This is a genomic window from Kibdelosporangium aridum, assembly GCF_900176515.1.
GTDB lineage: Bacteria > Actinomycetota > Actinomycetes > Mycobacteriales > Pseudonocardiaceae > Kibdelosporangium > Kibdelosporangium aridum.
The window spans coordinates 459,127-480,603 of the sequence record NZ_FWXV01000011.1; the positions used below are offsets into that span (position 1 = coordinate 459,127).

General features: G+C 66.7%; 20 protein-coding genes. 13 read left to right on the plus strand and 7 right to left on the minus strand.

Annotation, left to right across the window (positions count from 1 at the left end):
- Positions 1-291 precede the first annotated feature (291 nt).
- Positions 292-1,740, plus strand: coding sequence for a sulfatase family protein (locus tag B9C43_RS44820; RefSeq protein WP_160097148.1), 1,449 nt, complete (start codon positions 292-294; stop codon positions 1,738-1,740).
- Positions 1,741-1,787: 47 nt separating this feature from the next.
- Here B9C43_RS44820 and B9C43_RS44825 read toward each other — a convergent pair whose 3' ends face one another.
- The 5 genes from B9C43_RS44825 to B9C43_RS44835 form a co-directional block, all read right to left on the minus strand.
- Positions 1,788-2,174, minus strand: a complete 387-nt coding sequence (locus B9C43_RS44825; protein ID WP_084433437.1) for a VOC family protein — start codon at positions 2,172-2,174, stop codon at positions 1,788-1,790.
- Complete coding sequence (locus B9C43_RS44830) at positions 2,171-3,304, minus strand: zinc-dependent alcohol dehydrogenase (protein ID WP_084433504.1); 1,134 nt, start codon at positions 3,302-3,304, stop codon at positions 2,171-2,173. The genes B9C43_RS44825 and B9C43_RS44830 overlap by 4 nt, the downstream gene beginning before the upstream one ends.
- Positions 3,305-3,306: 2 nt before the next feature.
- Entirely contained in the window at positions 3,307-3,435 is a 129-nt protein-coding gene (locus B9C43_RS59770) for a hypothetical protein (RefSeq protein WP_268811618.1), read from the minus strand.
- Positions 3,428-3,562 carry a hypothetical protein gene (locus B9C43_RS59775; RefSeq protein ID WP_268811619.1) on the minus strand — a complete coding sequence of 45 codons (135 nt, stop codon included), beginning with the start codon at positions 3,560-3,562 and terminating at the stop codon, positions 3,428-3,430. The genes B9C43_RS59770 and B9C43_RS59775 overlap by 8 nt, the downstream gene beginning before the upstream one ends.
- A gap of 135 nt (positions 3,563-3,697) precedes the next feature.
- Complete coding sequence (locus B9C43_RS44835; RefSeq protein ID WP_033383038.1) at positions 3,698-4,153, minus strand: GbsR/MarR family transcriptional regulator; 456 nt, start codon at positions 4,151-4,153, stop codon at positions 3,698-3,700.
- Positions 4,154-4,234: 81 nt separating this feature from the next.
- Between B9C43_RS44835 and B9C43_RS44840 the strand changes: the two genes are divergently transcribed.
- The 6 genes from B9C43_RS44840 (at position 4,235) to B9C43_RS44865 (ending at position 9,881) form a co-directional block, all read left to right on the plus strand.
- Positions 4,235-5,098 carry an ABC transporter ATP-binding protein gene (locus B9C43_RS44840; protein ID WP_084433438.1) on the plus strand — a complete coding sequence of 288 codons (864 nt, stop codon included), beginning with the start codon at positions 4,235-4,237 and terminating at the stop codon, positions 5,096-5,098.
- On the plus strand, positions 5,095-5,805 hold the full coding sequence (locus B9C43_RS44845) for a fluoroquinolone export ABC transporter permease subunit (RefSeq protein ID WP_033383040.1): 711 nt from the start codon (positions 5,095-5,097) through the stop codon (positions 5,803-5,805). Before B9C43_RS44840 ends, B9C43_RS44845 begins: the two co-directional genes overlap by 4 nt.
- A 1-nt stretch (position 5,806) precedes the next feature.
- Entirely contained in the window at positions 5,807-6,541 is a 735-nt protein-coding gene (locus B9C43_RS44850) for an ABC transporter permease (protein ID WP_084433439.1), read from the plus strand.
- Between the two features lie 173 nt (positions 6,542-6,714).
- Positions 6,715-7,533, plus strand: coding sequence for an alpha/beta fold hydrolase (locus B9C43_RS44855; RefSeq protein ID WP_084433440.1), 819 nt, complete (start codon positions 6,715-6,717; stop codon positions 7,531-7,533).
- Between the two features lie 268 nt (positions 7,534-7,801).
- Positions 7,802-9,070: a vanadium-dependent haloperoxidase gene (locus tag B9C43_RS44860; protein ID WP_200825977.1), complete on the plus strand. Its 1,269-nt coding sequence runs from the start codon at positions 7,802-7,804 to the stop codon at positions 9,068-9,070.
- Between the two features lie 106 nt (positions 9,071-9,176).
- On the plus strand, positions 9,177-9,881 hold the full coding sequence (locus tag B9C43_RS44865; RefSeq protein ID WP_084433441.1) for a YwaF family protein: 705 nt from the start codon (positions 9,177-9,179) through the stop codon (positions 9,879-9,881).
- A gap of 89 nt (positions 9,882-9,970) precedes the next feature.
- On the opposite strand, the gene B9C43_RS44870 is transcribed toward B9C43_RS44865, so the two are convergent.
- A complete protein-coding gene (locus B9C43_RS44870; RefSeq protein ID WP_084433442.1) occupies positions 9,971-13,132 on the minus strand; it encodes a M14 family metallopeptidase in 3,162 nt (1,053 codons plus the stop codon).
- Positions 13,133-13,525: 393 nt separating this feature from the next.
- Here B9C43_RS44870 and B9C43_RS44875 point away from each other — a divergent pair, with 393 nt between their 5' ends.
- From B9C43_RS44875 to B9C43_RS44885, 3 genes are read left to right on the plus strand one after another with little or no spacing between them, the layout of a single operon-like run.
- Positions 13,526-14,626: a PTS transporter subunit EIIC gene (locus tag B9C43_RS44875; protein ID WP_084433443.1), complete on the plus strand. Its 1,101-nt coding sequence runs from the start codon at positions 13,526-13,528 to the stop codon at positions 14,624-14,626.
- A 15-nt stretch (positions 14,627-14,641) separates the two neighbouring features.
- The gene (locus B9C43_RS44880; protein ID WP_160097150.1) at positions 14,642-16,462 is read left to right on the plus strand and encodes a putative bifunctional diguanylate cyclase/phosphodiesterase; all 1,821 of its coding nucleotides are present in this window, start codon (positions 14,642-14,644) and stop codon (positions 16,460-16,462) included.
- 60 nt (positions 16,463-16,522) lie between these two features.
- Entirely contained in the window at positions 16,523-16,912 is a 390-nt protein-coding gene (locus B9C43_RS44885; RefSeq protein ID WP_033383051.1) for an ATP-binding protein, read from the plus strand.
- A 17-nt stretch (positions 16,913-16,929) separates the two neighbouring features.
- Here the strand turns inward: B9C43_RS44885 and B9C43_RS44890 are convergent, their stop codons facing one another.
- Positions 16,930-17,616, minus strand: a complete 687-nt coding sequence (locus B9C43_RS44890) for a TetR/AcrR family transcriptional regulator (protein WP_084433445.1) — start codon at positions 17,614-17,616, stop codon at positions 16,930-16,932.
- Between the two features lie 110 nt (positions 17,617-17,726).
- Here B9C43_RS44890 and B9C43_RS44895 point away from each other — a divergent pair, with 110 nt between their 5' ends.
- Genes B9C43_RS44895 through B9C43_RS44905 form a run of 3 tightly spaced genes read left to right on the plus strand, consistent with a single transcriptional unit; the run spans position 17,727 to position 21,474 of the window.
- On the plus strand, positions 17,727-18,332 hold the full coding sequence (locus B9C43_RS44895) for a (2Fe-2S)-binding protein (RefSeq protein ID WP_327224796.1): 606 nt from the start codon (positions 17,727-17,729) through the stop codon (positions 18,330-18,332).
- Positions 18,329-19,312, plus strand: coding sequence for an FAD binding domain-containing protein (locus B9C43_RS44900; RefSeq protein ID WP_033383054.1), 984 nt, complete (start codon positions 18,329-18,331; stop codon positions 19,310-19,312). The genes B9C43_RS44895 and B9C43_RS44900 overlap by 4 nt, the downstream gene beginning before the upstream one ends.
- The gene (locus B9C43_RS44905) at positions 19,309-21,474 is read left to right on the plus strand and encodes a xanthine dehydrogenase family protein molybdopterin-binding subunit (protein ID WP_033383055.1); all 2,166 of its coding nucleotides are present in this window, start codon (positions 19,309-19,311) and stop codon (positions 21,472-21,474) included. Before B9C43_RS44900 ends, B9C43_RS44905 begins: the two co-directional genes overlap by 4 nt.
- The last annotated feature ends 3 nt before the right edge of the window (positions 21,475-21,477 follow it).

Below are 21,477 nucleotides of genomic sequence, written 5' to 3' on the forward strand. Positions count from 1 at the left end.
GCACGCCCGCACCCGGCCAAGGCCCGTTCGGCCTATTCCGCTGAGCCTGAACACGTCGATTCAAATGCGTTGCGGAGCCAGTGCCCCGAAGGAAGGACGCTGGCCGAGCACGGAAACTGACTGTCCATTGTCGACAGCGGGCCGCCAATGCCGGAAAGATCACCATTCCCGAACAAAACTCTTACATTTCTTGCGGCTGTTCACTTTTACACTGTCAAGGACGTCGACGCTCCGCCGCTGCGCCTGCACCATCGGAGGACTCGCATGTCTCAATCACGCATATCCCGCCTCATGGCGGTCGCGCTCGCTGTTGCCGCCGTCGCGGCACCGATCACGGCCGGTGCACCGGCCGATGCCGCGACCGCCAAGCCCAACGTCGTCGTGATCATGGTCGACGACATGAACGTCTCGGCCCTGCCCTACCTGCCTGGCGTGCGCTCGTTGCTCGCCGACCAGGGCACCAGCTTCGACAACAGCGTGGTGTCCTATTCGCTGTGCTGCCCGTCCCGCGGCACATTCCTCACCGGGCAGTACGCACACAACCATGGCGTGCTCGGCAACGCACCGCCAGACGGCGGATACGCCAAGCTACGCGCCGAACAGACGCTGCCGGTATGGCTGGGCCAGGCTGGCTACAACACCGCACATGTCGGCAAATTCCTCAACGGCTACGGCACCGCGAACCCCACGCAGGTCCCGCCTGGATGGGGCGAGTGGTACGGCTCGGTAGACCCAAGCACCTACAGCATGTGGGGCTACACCCTCAACGAGAACGGCTCCTTGCGCACGTACGGCTCACCGGCCGTGGAAGACCCTGCGCTGTACCAAACCGACGTCTACGCCAACAAAGCAGTCGACTACATCAACCGCAAGGCTCCGGCAGGGCAACCGTTCTTCCTGTCCTTCGCTCCCCTGGCCCCACATGGCGAACGAGCTGTCAACGGAGTGGACCTCTCCGAGCGCAACCCACGCCCGGCACCGCGCCACCGCGGCGACCTGGACGCGGTGACCGTCCCCAAACCGCCCAACTACGACGAGGTCGACGTCTCCGACAAACCTGCCGCCGTCCGTAACCGGCCCCGAATCACCCCTGCCGCCGAACAGCGAATCGAGGCACGGCTCAAGGGACGACTGGAGTCACTGCTCGCTGTGGACGAGGCGGTCACGCGGATCATCTCCACGCTGCGGACCACCGGCGAACTGGACAACACCGTCATCATGTTCACCTCGGACAACGGCTGGATGCAGGGCGAGCATCGCATCCCCTCGGGCAAAATCGTGCCCTATGAGGAGTCCCTCCGGGTGCCGTTGATCATCCGGGGACCCGGCTTGCCAGTCGGCAAGCGAGTCACCACGATCGCCGCCAACATCGACCTCGCACCCACGATCCTGGACATCGCGGACGCGACTGCCGCGCTTCCCATGGACGGGCGCTCACTGCTGCCGATCGCCAACGACCCCGGATCGTTCGCCCGCGGAATCGTCATCGAGACCGGCCCCAAACAGAACGGCGCCTGGTACACCGGCCTGCGCGCACCCCGATGGACCTATGTGGAGCATTCCACCGGCGAGCGGGAACTCTATGACCTGCAACAGGATCCCTTCCAGCTCACCAGCGTGCACAACGACCCGCGCTACGCGGCCACCCAGCAAGCCCTCGCCAACCAGCTGGCGACCCTGCGCACCTGCTCAGGCGACCCATGCCGGCAATGGACCCCGGTACCCGGCCCACGCCTTTAGGCACAGCTTCATCGGTCAGCGTCTCGGCCAGGATGCAGCGTTCCCTCCTATGAGAAGTAGTCGCGCAGCTCGGGCGGGACGGTGTGTGGGTGAAAGAGCTCGATGAGCAGGTGGTCAGGTCCTTCCGCCATGGCGTAGTCCGCGGTGGGGTGGCGGCGGATGTCGGTGACGGACACACCGAGCTGCCTGAGGTGTCGCACGAGAGCGTCGAGCTCGTCGGTCTGGATGCCGATGTGGTGGACGGTGCCCTGGCCCATGGTTTTCGGCGGCTGGTCGTAGAGGTGGATGCGTCCGGTGCCGATGCGCAGGAACACGTTGCGCGCTCCGGCGAACTCGGTGTCGTAGACGACCTCGGCGTCGAAGCCGTTGCGCCAGAAGGCAATGGTGGCGTCGATGTCAGTGGCCATGAGGTGGGTGTGGTGGAGGGTGATCACGGTGCGGCCTCCGAGTCGGCGGTGAGGGGGTCGCGGTGCAGAACGAGTTTGGTGGTTCTGGCCGTGTAGGCGGTGGGCGCCTCGTCCCAGGGGGCGGCAAGGGTGGTGACGCGTTCAGCGGGGAAACCGGTGCGGTGCAAGAAGGCCAGGAGATCCGGAAGGACAGCGCGGGCGTGGGAAACACCGACGCGGAGGGTGGCATCGGTGGCGTACATCCGCATCAGGGGCACGCGGGTTCCGGTGGCCATGTAGTAGCCGACCGCGATGCATTCCCCGCCGGGTGCCAGGGCACGGACGGCCTGCCGGAGACCTGCGGCGCGGGAAGTGGCTTCGACGACGACGTCGTAGCCACGGCGGCCGACTGACCGATGTCCAGCTCGATGTGCATGTGCGCCAAGCGATTCGGCGATGGCTCGACGCCCGAGGTCGTCGTCAACGTAGTCGACGTCGGTGGCACCGTGGGCGACGGCGAGTCCGGCGGCGTAGAGGCCGATGCTCTTCGCCCCACAGCCAAGAACAAGCACCGAACCGCCGGGACGAGCAGTCAGGCCGGGCACCACCGCACGCCAGGCGTCGGCGAGGTTGTCGCTCGCCGCCGCGGCCCGGGCCAGCGGGACACCAGACGGCACAGGCACGAGCATGTGCTCGGCGAACGGAACGCGCAGGACGTCGGCGACCATGCCGCCCCACGCTCCACTGGCCGACCCGAATCCGTACGCGGCGATTTCGCCGTCGCCGACGGTGGTGGCGCACTTGGACGTGAGGCCGCGCAAGCAGAGTGGGCACGCGCCGCAGGACACCGCCCACGGCACCACCACTCGTTGCCCGATCCGGAGACTGGTCACGTCCGGACCGAGCGCGATGACCTCGGCTACGGATTCGTGGCCGATGGCGAACGGTCCACGGAACGGTACTGTGCCGCAAATGGTTCCGACGACCGGATCGACGAGGCCAAGTGCCATCCCGGCCTGCAGGGCGCGTGACACTGGGCGGTGAATGGGCACGGTGTCGCCGTCGCATCGGCCCGCGAGGAACGGCCGTACAAGCGCGTCACCGAGTTCGATCAGCTCCGGCGCCGCACACTCGTACCAGGCCAGCCGCCCACTGCGCAGGAACCGCAACTCACGCACGTTCACCGGTCCTGGTCGCGGACGAATACCGGTTTGAGGTGCCGTTCCGGCAGCGCGTCGGACTGCACGACGGGATCAGGCACCTCGCGCCACTCCACCGTCCGCCGCGCGACATAAGTCAGCTCACGCATCCGCGGCACCCTTGGCGAGCGCGCCCTGGGGAACCGTGACGTCCACGGCGGCCAACTCACGCTGCACATCCGTCCGTTCCGCTTCGGGCAACGCCCCGGCAGGCACCGTCAACTCGATCATCGGCATGACGACTCCCTATGACGACTGTGGACACGATTTTCAGTCCGTGTGCAACACCGCCTCGGACGACGGGAAACTGCTCGCCGCAGCGTCCCGACCAACGTCCCGGCCAGCCACGAATTGTCGCCCTGACCGCGTCGGCTACCTGGTCTCGCGCTGGGCATGCCATCGGTCAATGACCGCTGGCAGTTCGTTCATCAGATACGTGTAGAAGTCCCGCATCTCAGCCAGCCGTTGCCCGGCGATGCTGTCCTCGCCGACGGCGTCGATGCCTTCGTTGGCGGCTTCCTGCATGACCTTGACGACCTCGTTCTGGCTCGACATCAGGATCGCCCACGCGCCTGGCCGGAACCGAAAGTGCTCGCGCCTGCTGCCCGGTGCGGGCACCCGCTCGATCAGTCCGACGGACGTCAGCGACTTGATCGCCGTGGACACCGTTCCCGGACTGATGGTGAGCCATTCGGACAGCTCGCCCGCGGTCACTGTCTCCTGCTCGGCGAACAGCAGGGCACACATCACCCGCGCTGTCATCCGCTGCATCCCGCCGGTGGTCAGCGTCAGCGCGAGCCGCTCAGCTGCCTCCATCGAGTCGCCCATCACCCTCCCCTTCATGATCCTGACGCGATCTTAACAGTATCGAATCTTCGCAAATCTGCGAAAACTCGATATGGTCGGATCATGACCGTCATCGAGGTGGACAACCTCACCTTCACCTATCCCGGCAGCGCCGAACCAGCGGTGCGCGGTATGGACTTCGCCGTCGGCAAGGGCGAGATCTTCGGTTTCCTCGGCCCCAGCGGCGCGGGCAAGTCGACCACCCAGAAGATCCTGATCGGCCTGCTGACCGGCCACGGCGGTACTGTGTCCATCTGGGGCAAGGACCCGGTCGCCTGGGGACAGGACTACTACCAACGCGTCGGCGTCTCCTTCGAATTGCCCAACCACTACCAGAAGCTCACCGCACTGGAAAACCTTCAGTTCTTCGCTTCCCTGTACGACAAGTCCACACTGGACCCGATGGACCTGCTCGAGTCCGTCGGGCTCGCGGACGACGCCAACACCCGCGTCGGCAAGTTCTCCAAGGGAATGCAGATGCGGCTGGTGTTCATCCGCGCCCTGCTGCACGACCCCGACCTGTTGTTCCTCGACGAGCCCACGTCCGGGCTCGATCCGGTCAACGCCCGCAAGGTCAAAGACATCGTGCTGAGCGAGAAAGCACGCGGCAAGACCATCTTCCTGACCACACACGACATGGCGACTGCCGACCAACTGTGCGACCGCGTCGCGTTCGTCGTCGACGGCCGCATCGCCGCACTGGATTCACCACGCGAGCTGAAAGTCGCCCGCAGCCAGCGCGAAGTGCGCGTCGAGTACCGCAACGAAGCGGACTCGTTGATCTCCAAGGACTTCCCGCTCAACGGACTGGCCGGCAACCCCGATTTCCTCGCCGTGCTCCGCACCGAACGCGTGGAAACCCTGCACAGCCGGGAAGCGAGCCTGGACGACGTGTTCGTCGAGGCCACCGGCCGGAGCCTGACATGAGCAGGCTGGCAGTCACGCTGAAGTTGGAGATGACCCTGCAGCGGCGTTACAAGTTCCTGCACGCCGCGGTGTTCTCCGGCATTCTGTGGCTCGCCCTGCTGCTGCCCATGCCCGGCCACCTGCGCTCAACGGCAGAGCCCTACGTGATCCTCGGCGATCTGATGATCGTCGGCTTCTTCTTCGTCGCCGCCGCCGTCTTCTTCGAGAAAGGCGAACGCACGCTGCATGCGCTGGTCGCCACACCGCTGCGGTTCCATGAATATCTCGCGTCCAAAGTGCTCACGCTGACCACGTTGTCCGTTGTGCTCGCGGTATTCGTAGCGACCACAACTCACGGCGTGCACTACAACCTGCCGTTGCTCGTCCTCGGCGCCACGCTGGGAACCGTACTCATGCTCCTGCTTGGCTTCGTCAGCGCACTGCCGTTCACCTCGGTCAGCGACTGGTTCATGCCATCGGTGCTCCCGATCGCGCTGTTCAACCTGCCGATCTTCCACTATTCGGGGCTGTCGGACGCGGTCTGGTTCTACCTGATCCCGACGCAAGGGCCGCTCATGGTCCTCGGGGCGGCATTCGACCAGAAAACGTTGACCACTTGGCAATTCGCCTACAGCGTCGCCTACCCCGTGCTGTTCGCGGCCGGGATGTGGCTGCTGGCCCAACGGATGTTCGACAAGTACCTCGTGGCCAAAACCGGAGGAGCCTGACATGGCCAACGCGTTCACCGCATTCGGCCGCAACGACTTGCGTGGCGTCGGCCGCGACACTCTGCTGGCAGGCATGTTCCTCGCACCGCTGGTGTGGATCGCCATGGTCCGGTTCGCTACGCCACCGGTCACCCGCCTGCTGGCTGAGGACTACCAGGTCGACCTGAGGCCGCACTACCCGCTGATCCTCGTCGGCTTTCTGTTGCTCACCAGTGCGATCATCGTCGGCGGCGTCACCGCCCTGATAGTGCTCGAGGAGCGGGACGCCAACACCCTCGCCGCCGTGCGGATCACCCCAGCGTCCCTAAGCCAGTACATCGGCTACCGGGCGATCATCGCTGTGCTGCTCACGACGGTCTACGTGATCGGCACGATCACCGCCAGCGGTCTGCTCCCAGCCCGTCTGATCCCCGCACTGATCCCCATCGGCGTGTTGACCGGCCTGTCCGCGTTGGTGATCACACTGGCCATCCTGGCCGTCACCAAGAACAAGGTCGAAGGGATCGCCGCGATCCGCGCACTGGGCATCGTCGTCGCCGGACTGCCCCTGTTGCCCGCCTTCATCGATTCGCATTGGCACCTGGCCTTCGGGCTGCTGCCGACCTACTGGCCCGCCCAAGCCTTCCTGGCCGCGAGCGACGGCGAGGTGTGGTGGCCCTACCTCGTCGGGGGCGCCGTCTACCACACACTTGTCGCGTGGCCGTTGTACCGCAGCTTCATCAAGTCGAGCACGTGAATTCGCGGATCACGTCAGGTCTGCGAACTGTTCCGCTTAGTTCAGTACCGGCCGGCCTGCGTAAAGCGCCAGCAACGCCGACATCTCCTCCGACCTCCCAGGGACCAGTCGTCACCGCCGACCGGAACATTCGTACAAGCCACCGGCATGCCTTGGCGGTGACAGTCCCACCCATGACTGTTTCCAACGACGAATCGCCTCTGTCTCTCGACGGCAGTGAGATCCACGTGTGCCAGGACGGACCTCGCGACGCCCCCGCACTCCTGCTGATCCACGGGACCGCTGCGTCGCTCCGCTGGTGGGACCCCATGGTTCCGCTGCTGGCCGGATCCCATCACGTCATCCGGATCGACCTGCTCGGCTGCGGTCAGTCAGCCAAACCGGACGACGCGAGCTATGCGCTCCCGGACCAGGCCCGCCAGATCGGCGCGGCACTGGACCGGCTCGGCATCGAGCACGCCATCGTTGTCGGTCATTCCAGCGGCTCGGCGTTCGCCACGGCCCTCGCCGAGCAACGACCCGACTTGGTGACCGCGCTCGCGTTCATCAACTTCGGCCCCAACATGGCCGCCTACATCGCGGAGGACATCGCCATCGAGCCCCTGCAGTGGCCCCATCTGACCGACGAGCAGCTGCGCCAGATGATGAGCTCCGGGTTCAGGCCAGGCTACGAGATTCCCCAACCATACGTGGACCACTTCCGCGACATCGACCTTCACGTGTTCGCCGCGACATCACAAGCGATCCGCGTGTACCTGGAGGAGCAGGGACTCCCGGAACGGCTGATGCCACTCGGCAAGCCACTTCTGGTGATCTTCGGTGAGGAAGACCGCAGGTGGCGTCCCTGCGCCGCCGCCGAATACCGCGCCGTTCCCGACGCGACAATCGAAATGCTGCCCGGTGTGGGGCACTCGCCCAACATCGAGGATCCGCCGCGGACAGCCGTGCCCCTGTTGACCTTCACCGCGAACCACACCCAACCTGCCACGTAACTGGTGTATGTCGTCGCTCGTCATGACCTGTACAAGCGTCGTGACGAGCACCGTGCTGACCGACACTGCGATCGTCTCCGAAAATTACGGACGAAGCGGCACCGGAACGGACGTCAGCACGTAGCCGAGCGAAGCGACCTGGCTCCATGTCCGGACAGCCGTTTGTACCAGCCAGGTCACCCTCGAGTGGCCGTCGCAGGACTGCTGGAACCACGACACGATAGGACCGTCGAGACTGCGATTTCTCCGGCGTCCTGGAGGCGAGGCCGTGAAGAAGATCGTCCTGGCCCTGATGCTCGGTTTGGCTGGAGCCGGGTTGACCGCGCCCGCGGACGCCGAACCACAGCTGGACAGTGTCCGAGTGTGGAACGAGTTCGCGTTGGCCGCGGTGCGCGCCACCCGCGCCACTGACGCCGACGCCGCCCGCACCTACGCGCTGCTCAACGTTGCCATCTACGACGCGGTCAACGGACTCGCCAGCCCGGCACGCGCCCACGCGCTCATCCCTGGGCCTGGCCCGCGCGGCGCCGATCCCGAGGCCGCGGTTGTCGCCGCGGCACACGCCGTCCTTGTCCGGTTGGACCCCGCCCGAGCTGCCAGCTACGACACGCAACTGGAGGCTGATCTGGCCGGTCTGCGTCCCGGCCATCAGCGCGACGCTGGAGTGCGCTGGGGACGTGAGGTCGCTCAACGCGCGGTGGCCTCCCGCGCCGACGACGGCTCAACTCCAGTGCAAAGCCAGCCCGCCGGCTCAGGCCCCGGTGTGTTCCGAGCCGAGTGGTCCGGCGTGCAGTACCGCGACGTTCGTCCGTTCGCCGTCGTCAACCCCGACGTGTACATACTGGGTCCGCCACCTGCCTTGGACAGCCTGGACTATGCCGCCGCTTTCGCCGAAGTCGCGCTGCTCGGCGACGCCGGGATACCCGCCCCCGACAAACTCGCCACCTTCCAGTTCTGGTCTGTGCCGACCGGCACCGGCCAACCCGCAGGCGAGTGGGTGAAGATCGCACTGACCGTGTCTCATGGCCTGCGGTTGCCCACTTCGGCGCGCCTCATGGCTTTGTTGACGATGACGCTGGCTGACACCACGGTTCCCACCGTCGGCACCAAGTTCAACTACCGCCATTGGCGTCCCGCCACGGCGATCCGCGAGGCGGAAACCGACGGAAACCCGTGGACGCAGCCGAACCCGAACTGGGCTCCGCGGGCAGGCAGCACAGGCGGAACACCGGAATATCCGTCCGGACACAGCTCTTACAGCGGCGCGGCGGCAGCCGTACTCGCCGGGTTCTTCTGCGTGGACAACATTCGCTTCACGCACACCACGGACACCGCACCCGGCGGCCAGGCGCGCACCTACCCGAGTTTCTCCGCGGCCGCCGCCGAGGCGGGCCGGTCGCGGGTGTTCGGTGGACAGCACTTCGAATTCAGCAACCAGGCAGGTCTTGCCATCGGCCGCAACGTCGCGACCGAGGTTCTCGCCACCCGGCTGCTGAAGCGAACCGGACCCACACACCACGGTAGCTGTCCGTTGTAGACGGACGGGACGCCTTTCGTCCCGTCCGAAACGGACGGCAGGCCCACGGTTCGGGTGTCCGCGATTCGTTCGCATAGTTTCAGGACATTTCGGGCAACCTTGTACGGTGTCAGCAGGCCGGGAGTTCACCGCGTACGGTGCGTCGCACTGGGTCGTGCTGGTGTTGTTCGCACTGGGATCCGTTGCCTTGGTAGTGGTGGGACGACGGTGGGGTGGCACGGTGATCGTGCGGCGCGTGGCACAAGGGCTCGCCGCCGCGGTGCTGCTGGTGCACGTCGCAGCGCAGGTCTACCTGATGATTCCGCCGCGCTGGAATCTCACGCATTCGTTGCCGCTCCAGCTCTCCGACCTGGCCGGGCCGGTCGCGGCGTATGCGCTCTGGACTTCTCGGCGGTGGGCCGTCTCACTGGCGTACTACTGGGGCCTGACCTTGAACACCCAGGCTCTGGTCACGCCGGTGTTGCGGGGACCGGACTTCCCGGACTGGGAGTTTGTCGCGTTCTGGGTGAGCCACCTTTTCGTGGGGTGGGTGGCGGTCTATCTCACGTGGGGTCTTCGAATGCGCCCCGACTGGCACAGTTACCGCCTGGCCGTCGCGATCACGGTGTGCTGGGCTGTTGTCGCCCAGGTCGTGAACCTCCTTGTGGACGGCAACTACGGGTACCTCAATCGCAAGCCTGTGACCGGTTCGCTGTTGGACGTGCTCGGTCCTTGGCCGTGGTATCTGATACCGGTGGCGGCGCTTGTGCTTGTCGTGTGGGCGTTGATGACCTGGCCGTGGACCATCGCACGGCGGCAAACCGTGTCCTGATTGTCCACAGAGGACCACGCACCAGTCCAGCACATCAGCCGCCGCGACGGCTCGGACCTCGGTGGTCCGAGCCGTCAGCGGCCGACCTGCTACCTCAGCAGATAGTCGATCAAACGGTCCATCATGTCGTTGCGGGTCGCACTGCCGGAGACACCCTCGAAACCGAAGCCGAGGTAGACGGTGTCCGCGGTGGCCAGCGCCGCTCCTTCCTTGATACCGAAGCCCGCACGGCGGACCCAGTCATTGGCGTTGGCTCCCTCGATCCCGGCTGGGTCCTGCGGTGCCCCGGCGACGACCCATCCGTCCATCGGATCGGCGTCATCCTCGAATGAGGTGCTGCCCTCCCCGGTGGACAGGACGATGTCGTCGACGAAGACGCCAGGGAACTGCTGCAGACCCCAGTCGCTCAACACAGTGATCGAGACTTCGACCTGCTGGCCGGCGAACGGCGTGAGGTCGACGTCCCACTGCTGCCAGCCCGACGAACTGCCGTTGGCCGCGTTCCACTGTCCGGTCGTGCCGGTGTTGGCGCACGTGCCGGTGGCCGGATCGAAGGTCTGGTAGTGCGTGAGGAACGGGTGCAGCACATTGGCCGTGTCGGCGGGGTTGCTCCAGCCGTTCGTGCAGGACTGGTCATTGCTCAGATCCGACGAGGTGTGCCCGTTCCGGTCCGGCAGAGTCGTCCAGTTGTCCTGGCCGACCGTGTGTGCCTCGACGATCATGTAGTCGAAGTCGAGTTCGAGGTTGTAGCTCGTCCAGAACGACAGCGAGGCGCCGTCCGCAGGCACGGTGACCGTACGGGCCAGGCGTTTGTACGCCTGGTCGGCCCGGTCCGACCACATGAACCTCTGCCCGGTACGCGGGTCGAACGGACCCGCCACCCCGCTCAAGTACTCTGCCATCGGCTTGCTGGCCAGGTGCGGGAAGTTACCGGCGGGATCGGTGACTTTCAGGAAGTCGCCGGTGGCGATGAACGACGAGTCGATCGCTTGGTTGTCGGCGCTGTCGGCGCCGTTGCGAGTCAAGCTCAGTCCGCTCAACGGATCGGCGATGCCGGAGATCGGGAACAGATCCCCGGTGTTCGGGTCAAGACCGCCACCCGGGGTGGTGATCGCGGCACCGAAGAAGTACTCGATCGGGTCGCCCTGCGAGTTGCCGGAACCGGACAGGGCCAGGCACCGGGCCTCCACGGCAGGATCAGAACTGCACTGCTTGTTCTCGAACGGGTCGTACAACTGCGTGCCCAGCGCGGTTGTGTACTGCTGACCGGCACGTTGGCCGGTGTAGAGCACGCGCCCGCCCTCGTTGACGAAGTCGCGCATTTCGAGCAACTCCTGCATCGCCAGACGGGATGCGTTGCCGGGACCCCATCCCAGTTCACGGGTCACCGTGTCGTCACCCGTGTACCAGACCACGGCGTCGTAATGGCTGAGCACGCCGAGGTTGTCCGGCGCGACGCGGCCACGCGCGTCCACGTCGTAAACGTCGAACGCGACACCGTTCGCTGACAAAGCATCGGCGTAGAAGGACAAGTACTGCGGTGCTGTCACTCCCGGCTTCCCAGGCGATGCACCGGTGTAGTCCTCGGCCGCCACGATCAGCACGCGCCGATTGGTGTCAGAGGCCACCGAGTAGGTGAACGAGTCACTGCTCTGGCCACCGCCCTCGAACCAGACCTTGACGCTGTTACCCGGCGCCGTACCGGTCACCTCCCCGCGCATCACGTGGTAGTACTTGCCATTGCCGGGGCCGTAGCGCTTGCCGCCAGTCCACTCCGAGGTCGGTTTGGACTGCACTGGCCCGCCGTTGACTTGGTATTTCAGCGTGACGGCGCCCAGGTCGCGCTTCGCGAGCACGCGCACTTCCTGCGGATCGCCGTAGGAGACCGTGAAGCGGAAGTCGAACACCGACTGCTGGCCGTTCTGCGGGTCGATGTCGTCCTGGTCGAGGTAGAACGGCGCGACACCAATGCCGACCGGGGACACCGGGTTGGCTGGGTTCGTCGCCGACCGCGCCAGTCCCAAGTGGAACGGAAGGATCTTGGCGAACTCGGCCTGGATGAGCGCCTCGTCGTCGGGGAACACGAAGCCCGCGCCGGGAACGCCCTCGCCGAGTTCCGGCGTGTACGCGATGGTGCCCGCCTTCGTGTCGGCGTAGTCGGTCGTCTCGCCATTCGTCACGTACAGCGTGTCGGCCGACTGGCCCGGGTTGAAGCCGGGGATCGCCGGCTTAGCGTCGGTACCGCCGAGGGCGACGTAGAGCGGGTTGTCGGCGTCCGGGGTGCCGGTCTGCCAGCCTTGCGGGTACAGCAGCCACTGACCGTAGGAGTGCAGGTTCGACTGGAACCTCGGCTTCACCCGGTCGATCAGGCCCGCCATGGCGCGGGTCTCCGGCTCCGACGCGGGACCAGGACCCCGGTATGTCTCCTCGGCCGGAATCGGTGAGGATCCCTCGTTGTCGTGGCCCCAGTGTTCGTTGAAGTTGCGGTTGGGGTCGACGCCGTCCCCGACGGTGATCTGTCCGTCGCCGTTGTTGTCGCGCAGGTTCTTGCGCCATAGCCGCTCGTGGTCGAACGTGTACTGGTAGCCGTCGGGGTTCGCGACCACGACGAACCACAGTTCGGTGCTCTTCAGCAGATCCTTGATCTCTTGGTTGTTGGCACGCCACTGGTCGACGAAGTGCCGCAGCAGCCGGCGGTTCACCTCAGCGCTGATCCACTCGCGGGCGTGCTGCAGTGAGGAGTAGAGCACCGCGGGGCGCGAGCCGTCTGGCACGTCGCGTGCACCCTGGGTGAGCTTGAGCGCGATGATGTCGCGGCCCTGATGCGACCGTCCGAGCGTGACCAGCTTGACGATCTGGGGATTGCGGCGCGCGACGTCGGCCAGTTCGTCCCTGATGCCGCCGGGCTGGTCCCAGGAGCGCCAGACCTGGTAGCCGGCGGCTGCCTGGGCAGCCGCCTGCTGGCTGACGGTCTGGCCCTTGTCGTTGCGCTTGACCGTGACCCGCAGCCCGGCCGCAGCCAGCTTGGCGCGCTGCGGCTCGGCCAGTACGGCATCGGCCCGCACGCCCTCAGCAGTTCGCTGGAGCCCAGCGAGTTCAAGTCCCGGAGCGGCTGCCGAGATCTTGTCGGCCGCCCCTTCCACTGTGTACATCTCCAGCGCCGCTTCTGGCGGCGTGGCTAACGCGGGTGATGACATGACCGTGAGCGCGAGGGTGGCAAGCACAACCGTCGCGGACCGTGTCGGGCGCATGGTGCCCTCCCGGATGGGGTGTCCCCTGTCCCCGTGACCGGTATGTCGTCAGCCGCACCGCATTCGTTATGAACTTCGAGTCCACAGAGGATGCCTGTCCACTGTGTGCGGAGCGGAACACGTTGGCCTCGATGATGGTGATCCATTTTCCGTTGGCGCGTAAGTGATCCAACGCTCGGTCGCCACATACGTGTGTGCTTCGCCGCCGGGGATTTCCCGGTGGAGGGCGTCAACCGTGAAGATCTTGCCACTGATCGGCTGGCTCGTGACGGATCGTCAGCAACAGACTGTCAGTAGTTCGATCGGGTGAACATGGGGATGGGCTGGTTGACGGAATCGGTAGGCGGCTGAACGATCACCGCAGCTTCACCCGCCCGCACCTGGAAGGCTTCGATGACCGGCGAAGTTCGGCCACGTGAGCGAAACATCCGAGCATCCATTCAGCGGATCGGCGGCAGCCTCGCGGGAATGGTCATGCCCAATATCGGGGCGTTCATCGCCTGGGGATTGATCACCGCGCTGTTCGTCCCTGGCGGCTGGCTGCCGAACGCCAGGATCGCCGAGATCGTCGAGCCGATGATCAAGATCCTGTTGCCGGTCCTGATCGGGTACACCGGCGGACGGCTGGTGCACGGTCCCCGCGGTGCGGTGGTCGGCGCAGTCGCCACGATGGGGATCGTGGTCGGTGCGGAGATTCCGATGTTCCTCGGCGCGATGATCGTCGGCCCGTTCGCCGCGTTGCTGGTCAAGCTGTTCGACAACACCGTCGGAGACCGCGTCCCGCCGGGCTTCAAAATGCTCGTCGACAACTTCAGTGCCGGCATCATCGGTGGTGCTGTCGCGATTTTCGGCATGCTGGCCATCGGCCCGGCTGTCGAGGCCGCCACCACCACGCTCGGCGACGGCGTGCGGGCGTTACTCGCGACGAACTTGCTGCCACTCGTTTCGCTGCTCATCGAGCCGGCCAAGATCCTGTTTTTGAACAACGCGATCAACCACGGAGTACTCGCGCCGCTCGGGGTCACCGACGCGGCCGAGAACGGCAAGGCGATCCACTTTCTCCTCGAGACGAATCCGGGCCCCGGACTCGGGATCCTCCTGGCTTGCCTGGTGTTCGGGGGGCAGGCGATGCGGGCGACGGCCCCGGCCGCTGTCGTGATCCACTTTTTCGGCGGCATCCATGAGATCTACTTCCCGTATGTGCTCGCGGCGCCGCGACTGGTTGTCGCGGCGATCGCGGGCGGCGCGACAGGTGTGCTCGTGTTCAGCCTGACCGGCGCCGGGCTCACCGCGACTCCCTCGCCCGGCAGCATCATCGCGTTGTTGGCGGTGACGCCGAAGGGAGGCTACGTCGGGGTGGTCGGTGGCGTCGTCGCCGCGGCCTGCGTATCATTCCTTTTCGCGGCGCTGTTGCTGAAGTTCGGCCGTGGCAACGATTCGGCCATCGAACAAGGCGGCGCGGTGCGACGTGCCGCCAGCCACCGAGCGCGCTGAGCCAATGGAATGGTTATGGCCACCCGGAAGTCGCGAAAACGCGACCTGTCGAACGCTTTGCTCCGGCCGTTGTCCTTCGGTGGCTGGATGGACTACCAGCAGTGGGCCGACCACGGGTTCATGCCGTGTCCTTCCCCGCCGCAGACCGACCGCCCGGACGAACCCGCCGAGCAACACTTCACCGCAGTTGTCGCCGCGATCGAGGAAGGCGTCATCGTGGTGGGAGCAAGTGGGACGATCGAGTCGGCCAACCCGGCGGCGGAGCGCATCCTCGGTGTCCAGGCACGCCACCTCGTCGGTATGCCGCTGACCGCGACCGAGCTCTACGACCAAGACGGCACCCGCGTGGCGTACGAGGACTCTCCTTTTGCTCGCACGAGCCGTACCGGCCATCCTTGCAACGGGCAGATCATCTCGATACGCCGGCAGGACGGTGCCGAGATGTGGCTGTCGGTGAATTGCCGCGCGCTGAACGGCAAGCGCCCCTCGGCCGTCGTCCTCTCGTTCATCGACATCACCGAACGCAGGATGATCGACGAGCGCAGGGAATACGAGGCGACTCACGACGCACTGACCGGGCTGGCCAACCGAACGATGGCGATCAAGCTGCTCAGTCCTGCGACGCGGCGCGACCATGCGCCCGCGACCGCGGTGCTGTTCGTCGATCTGGACAAATTCAAGGTCATCAATGACTCGCTCGGGCACAGTGTGGGTGACCAGGTGCTCAGGGTCATCGGCGATCGCCTTGGCCGGCTGGTCACCGGCGGAGACCTGGTCAGCAGGCTGGGCGGCGACGAGTTCGCTGTCATCGTGCACGGCATCACCGCGCCTGACCAGGCTGCCGTGCTGGCCGGGCAGATCCGCCAGACGCTGAGCCAGCCGATCACGATCAGCGGTCGGCAGCTGTGCATCGGCGCGAGCATCGGCATCATGATCGCCGACCCAGCGGATCCGCGGGCAGGCGAGGAACTCCTGCGCGACGCCGACCTCGCGATGTACCACGCCAAGACCCAAGGCAACGGCCCTGCCTTCTTCGACGTCGAACTGCGGGAACGCTCCCGGCGCCGAAGCCGGCTGGAACAAGACCTCAAGACCGCCCCGCGCGACGGCCAGTTCTGGCTGGCTTACCAGCCCATCTTCGATCTCGGCGGCAATCGGGCCAGAGCCGTGGAGGGCCTGCCCCGATGGGCACACCCGAGCTTCGGCGCCATCGCGCCGACCGAATTCATCCCGCTGGCCGAGGAAAGCGGTCTGATCAACTTCGTCGGCGGGCACATCCTGCGCGCTTCGGCCGAGCAGATCGTCCGGTTGCGTGCCAGGCAGTATCCGGATCTGCACCTCGCGATGAACCTGTCGGCCCGCCAGCTCGAGGACCCTCACCTCGCCACCCAGGTCGGCCACACGCTGGCCGTCACTTGGTTGCCGCCGACGGCGCTCTGTCTGGAGATCCCGGAAAGCGCCTTCGCACGCGATCCCGCGGTCGCCGCCCGTACCATCGCGCAGCTTCGTGACCTCGGCGTCCGCCTGGCCATCGATCACTTCGGGACGGGATACTCCTCGCTGTCCCAACTGCTGCGGCTGCCATTGGACACTCTCAAGATCGACCGGAGCGTCATCGCCGGACTCGGCCAATCGCCCCGAGCCGAGGCGATCATCACCAGCATCGTCGCCATGGCACACACGGCCGGGCTGACCGTCATCGCCGACGGCGTCGAAACCGCGGCCCAGCTTGACATCCTGCGACAGCTGCACTGCGACCAGGCCCAGGGCGATCACATCGCCGTGCCTGCCCGCATCGAGGACCTGTCGGTGCGCAGCCAGGTGCACCAGGCATAACCGGACCAGCATGGATCTGGCCGGAGTGACAAAAACGAAGCCGTTGGCGCTGAAGGATAGGTGGCAGTCACTGGGGGACACGAGGTTTTCGCGCGCCTGACGATCTCCGAGGAGGGCGCGGACCCGCGGGAAATACGGCAGTGGGTGGCCTGGCATGTCGCGGATATGCCGCTGCTCCAGGTGGACGTGGTGCTGTTGTGCGATCAGTTGGTAAGCCATGCCGAAAACCATCGTGGTGGTGTTCGGGAAATACGGCTGCTGCGCGCCGAACCAGGTTGCGTGCGGGTGGAGGTGGACGACGGCGCTTCCTGGCCGGTTGTCAGGCCGGTTGTGCAGGAATGGGCAGCGGAGACCGTGCGACTGCTGTTGATCGAGCGCCTGTGCACTCAGTGGGGAGAGACACCACGCCCAGACGGAACGACCATGTGGGCAGAAGTGCAGGTGGCGTAACGCCAAACCACGTCCGCTCAGGAGGCGAGTTTCCGCAGCAGTTCCAGCAGGATGCCGCGTTCTCCCGGCGTCAACTCCTCCGTGCGACGCGCGGACAGCGTCGCTAGTAACGCGCGCGCCAGATCGGCCGCGGCGGCCCCGTCGTTTTCGGACGGCTCGTTCTGGCGGAGCACGGCACCGAACACGGCATCGCGCATCCGGTCGGCCAATCCCTCGGTCCGGGGACCTTCCGAGAGGGACAGCAGGCTGAGGGTGGTGCCGACAGCGGCGGTGTGGATCATCGTGGCGGCCTGTTCCGGGGGCAACCGGAGTCGGCCTGTCTCGGCCAGCCGGTCGAGGATGCCGACGAGGACGCGGTGACCTTCGCGGGCCGATGGTCGTTGCTCGGCGTTCGGCGTGCCGTACATCAGTCGGTAGAAGGCCGGGTGCTCAAGGCCGAACCCGACGTGGTCCGTCCAGCCCCGGTGCAGGTCGGCGAGCGGGTCCGCGGAGGGCTTGCGGCTGTGCTTGGCGCTGAGATAACGCCGGAAGCCCTCCGCCGCCACGGCCTCGAGCAGGTCCTTCTTGTCACCGAAGTGGTGGTAGACGGTCGGTGCGGTGACTCCGGCCGCCTGGCACACGTCCCTGATCGAGACCTGCTCCGCGCCAGCGCGCTCGAGCAGTGCGGCGGTGGCGTCGAGGATCTCCTGCCGGGTGTCGCTCATATAGCAACAATATAAGACTCCTTGCTTTTCGCTTTAATGGTGTTATATACCTAACGACGGTATAGGGAGCCATGTAACGGCGCTAGCCACTTAGACGGCAGGAGACTTCGGTGACACACGAGAGATCGGCGCACACTCGCCGTACCGTCCTGAAATCCACCGCAGCGGCCGCGGCCGGGACCGTCGCGGCCACCCACCTCACGTCCGCCGCCCCGGCCATGGCCGAACCCGCGCACCCGGGCAGTGGCTCCGCGGAGATCACCCTGCTGGTCAACGGGCAGCGGCGCCGGGTTGTCGTCGAGCCGAGGGTGACGCTGCTCGACGCGCTGCGGGAACGGCTTGGCCTGACCGGCACCAAGAAGGGCTGTGACCGGGGCGAGTGCGGCGCATGCACGGTCCTGGTCGACGGCGACCGGATCAAGTCCTGCCTGACCTTGGCCGTGATGCGGCAGGGCGCCGAGATCACCACGGTCGAAGGGCTGGCCCGGGGCGAGGAGTTGCACCCGGTGCAGGAGGCCTTCATCCGACGCGACGCGTTCCAGTGCGGCGCCTGCACGCCTGGCCAGATCATGTCCGCCGTGGCCTGTATCGACGAGGGCCACACGGGTTCCGAGGCGGAGATCCGCGAGTGGATGAGCGGCAACATCTGCCGCTGTGCCGCCTACCAGAACATCGTGGCCGCTGTCGCCGACGCCGCGAAGGAGGTGCGGCGATGAGGAACTTCGGCTACACGGTCGCCAGGACTCCGGCCGACGCGGTGCGGATCGCCGCCGGCACGGCGAACTCGACGTTCGTGGCGGGCGGTACGGACCTGCTGAACCTGATGCGGGACGGCGCGCAGACCCACGACCACCTGGTGGACGTCAACCGGCTCGACCTCGCCGGGATCGCCGTCGACGGTCAGGCGCTGCGCATCGGCGCGCTGGCCAGGATGCGCCACGTCGCCGAGCACCCTCAGGTGCGGCGGGAGTTCCCGGTGCTGTCGCAGGCGCTGCTCGCCTCGGCGTCCCCGCAGGTCCGCACCATGGCCGCGATCGGGGGAAACCTGTTGCAGCGCACCAGGTGCGGGTACTTCCGGGACGCGGGCTCGGCGTGCAACAAGCGTGTCCCCGGTAGTGGGTGCCCGGCGATCACCGGGCACAACCGGGGACACGCGATCCTCGGCGGCAGCGACCACTGCATCGCTACGCACCCGTCGGACCTGGCGGTGGCGTTGACCGCGCTGGACGCGACGGTGCACCTGCTCGGCCCGGGCGGCGATCGAGCCGTCCCGATCGCCGACTTCTACCTGCTGCCTGGGGCCACTCCCGACCGGGAGACCGCGTTGCGTCCGGGCGAGCTGATCACCCGGGTGGATGTTCCGCGCACCTCCCTCGCCGCTGACTCGCGCTACCTGAAGCTGCGTGACCGGGCCACTTTCGAGTTCGCCGTCGTGTCGGTGGCGGCGGCGTTGCGGATGACCGGCCGCACCGTGCGGGACGTGCGGCTGGCGTTCGGCGGCGTCGGCACGCGTCCCTGGCGGGACACCAGGGTCGAGGCGGCGCTACGCGGCAGACCACTGACCGAGGCGGCGATCACCGAGGCGGGCCGCGTCCTGGTCCGGGACGCCGATCCGCACGAGGAGAACAGGTTCAAAGTCGAGCTCGTGCAGCGTGCGCTGGCGAGCATCCTCAGCGAGTTGGGAGGCATCCGATGACCGGGCTGATCGGCAGGGGCGTGGCACGGGTGGACGGCCGGGCGAAAGTCACCGGCGCGGCCCGCTACGCCGCGGACAACGCGGTCCCCGGCGTACTGCACGGCCACCTGGTGCTCAGCACAGTGGCCCGCGGGGAGATCACGGAGCTCGACACGAGCGCGGCGCTGGCACAACCCGGTGTCGTCGCGGTCTACACCCACCTGAACATGCCGCGCCTGACACTGCCGTCCTTCCCGTATCTCAAGAGTTTCCTTCCGCTGCAGGACACCCGGATCCACCACAACGGGCAGCCAGTCGCCTACGTGGTGGCCGAGACCGTGGAGCAGGCGCAGGAAGCGGCGAACCTGGTGCGGGTGCGCTACCGCGCCGAACGGCCGACCGCGCACCTCGCCGACGCGCTCGACGAGGCGTTCCTGCCGCGCCCGTTCCGCGAGCGGCCCAACGAAATCTCGCGCGGTGACGCCGCCGCGGCGCTCGAAGCTGCCGAGGTGCGGATCGAGCAGGACTACACCAGCCCGATGATGCACCACAACCCGATCGAACCGCACACCACAACCGCCGTATGGGACGGGAACTCCCTGACGCTGTACGAGAGCGCGCAAGGTGTCGTCTTCGCTCGCGGGGTCGTGGCGAAGGCGTTCGAGGGGTTCGGCGTGCGGCAGCAGGACGTCCGGATCGTCTCGCCCTACCTGGGCGGTGGTTTCGGCGCCAAGGGCCCCACCTGGCCCCACACGCTGATCAACGCGGCGGCCGCGCGGGTGATCGGCCGGCCGGTCAAGCTCGTGCTGACCCGGGCGCAGATGTACACCATGAACGGTCACCGCGCCGAATACCGCAGAAGGCTTCGGCTCGGCGCCACCAGGCAGGGCGTGCTGACCGCCATCGTCGACACCAGCACCGCACAGCTGACCCGCACCGAGGAAAGCATCTTCAACTCCAGCGATTCCACGCTCCACCTCTACGCCTGCCCGAACGTCCACGTGCGACAAATGGGTGCACGACTGGATCTGCCGTCGTCGAGCTACATGCGCTCACCGGAAACGACCGCCCACTTCGGACTTGAGACCGCGATGGACGAGCTGGCCCACGAAGTCGGCATCGATCCGGTTGAGCTTCGGGTACGCAACCACGCGACGGCGGGCCCGAACTCGAGCAAGCACCTGCTGGAGTGCTACCGGATCGCGGCCAGGGCGTTCGGCTGGGCGCGCCGTAACCCCCGACCACAGTCCATGCGGGACGGTGACGAGTACGTCGGCTGGGGCATGGCCACCGAGACGCACACCTACTCCGCGATCCCGTCCACCGTCGCACTGGTCATCGGTGTGGACGGGCGGGCAACCCTGCGGGCTGCCACCCAGGAGATCGGCACCGGCACCTACACGGTGATCACGCAGGTCGTCGCCGACGGGCTCGGCATGCCGCTCGAGCACGTCACGACGCTGCTCGGCGACACGACGTATCCCGCGGCGTCCTTGTCCGCGGCGTCGGCCACGATGCCCAGCGTGATCGGCCCGGTGTCCCACGCGGCACAGAGCGCACGCGACGCAGTGGTCGCGCTCGCCGTCGCCGACCCGCGTTCCCCGCTCCACGGCGTGCCGGCGGAGGACGTCGTGGCCGAACGCGGATACCTCTTCGCTCGCGGCGACCGTGGCCGCAGGGACACCTACAGCGGCGTCATGTCCCGCCACGGTCGTCCCGTCGAGGTGACCGGCAGCGCACAGAACACGCCGGGACACTCGTTCGGCGCGGTGTTCGTCGAGGTCCGGGTCAAGCCGAGGTTTGGCGCGGTGCGGGTGAGCCGGGTGGTCGCCGCCTACGACCCGGGTCGGGTACTCAACCACCGAACCGCGCACGGGCAGGTGATCGGCGGCGTGACCTGGGGCATCGGCTTCGCGTTGATGGAGCACACAGTGGTGGACCGCAACACCGCGCGAGTGGTCAACCCGAACCTGTCCACCTACCTGGTGCCGGTCTGCGCCGACACGCCCTCGGTGGAGACGTTCTTCGTGGACCGCCCGGCCCCGGACAGCACCGCACTCGGCGCCCGCGGCTTCGGCGAAACGCCGGGAACCGGCGTACCCGCCGCGATCAGCAACGCGATCTTCCACGCCACCGGCCGTCGACTGCGCGACGTGCCGTTCACTCAGGACAAACTGTTGTGACCG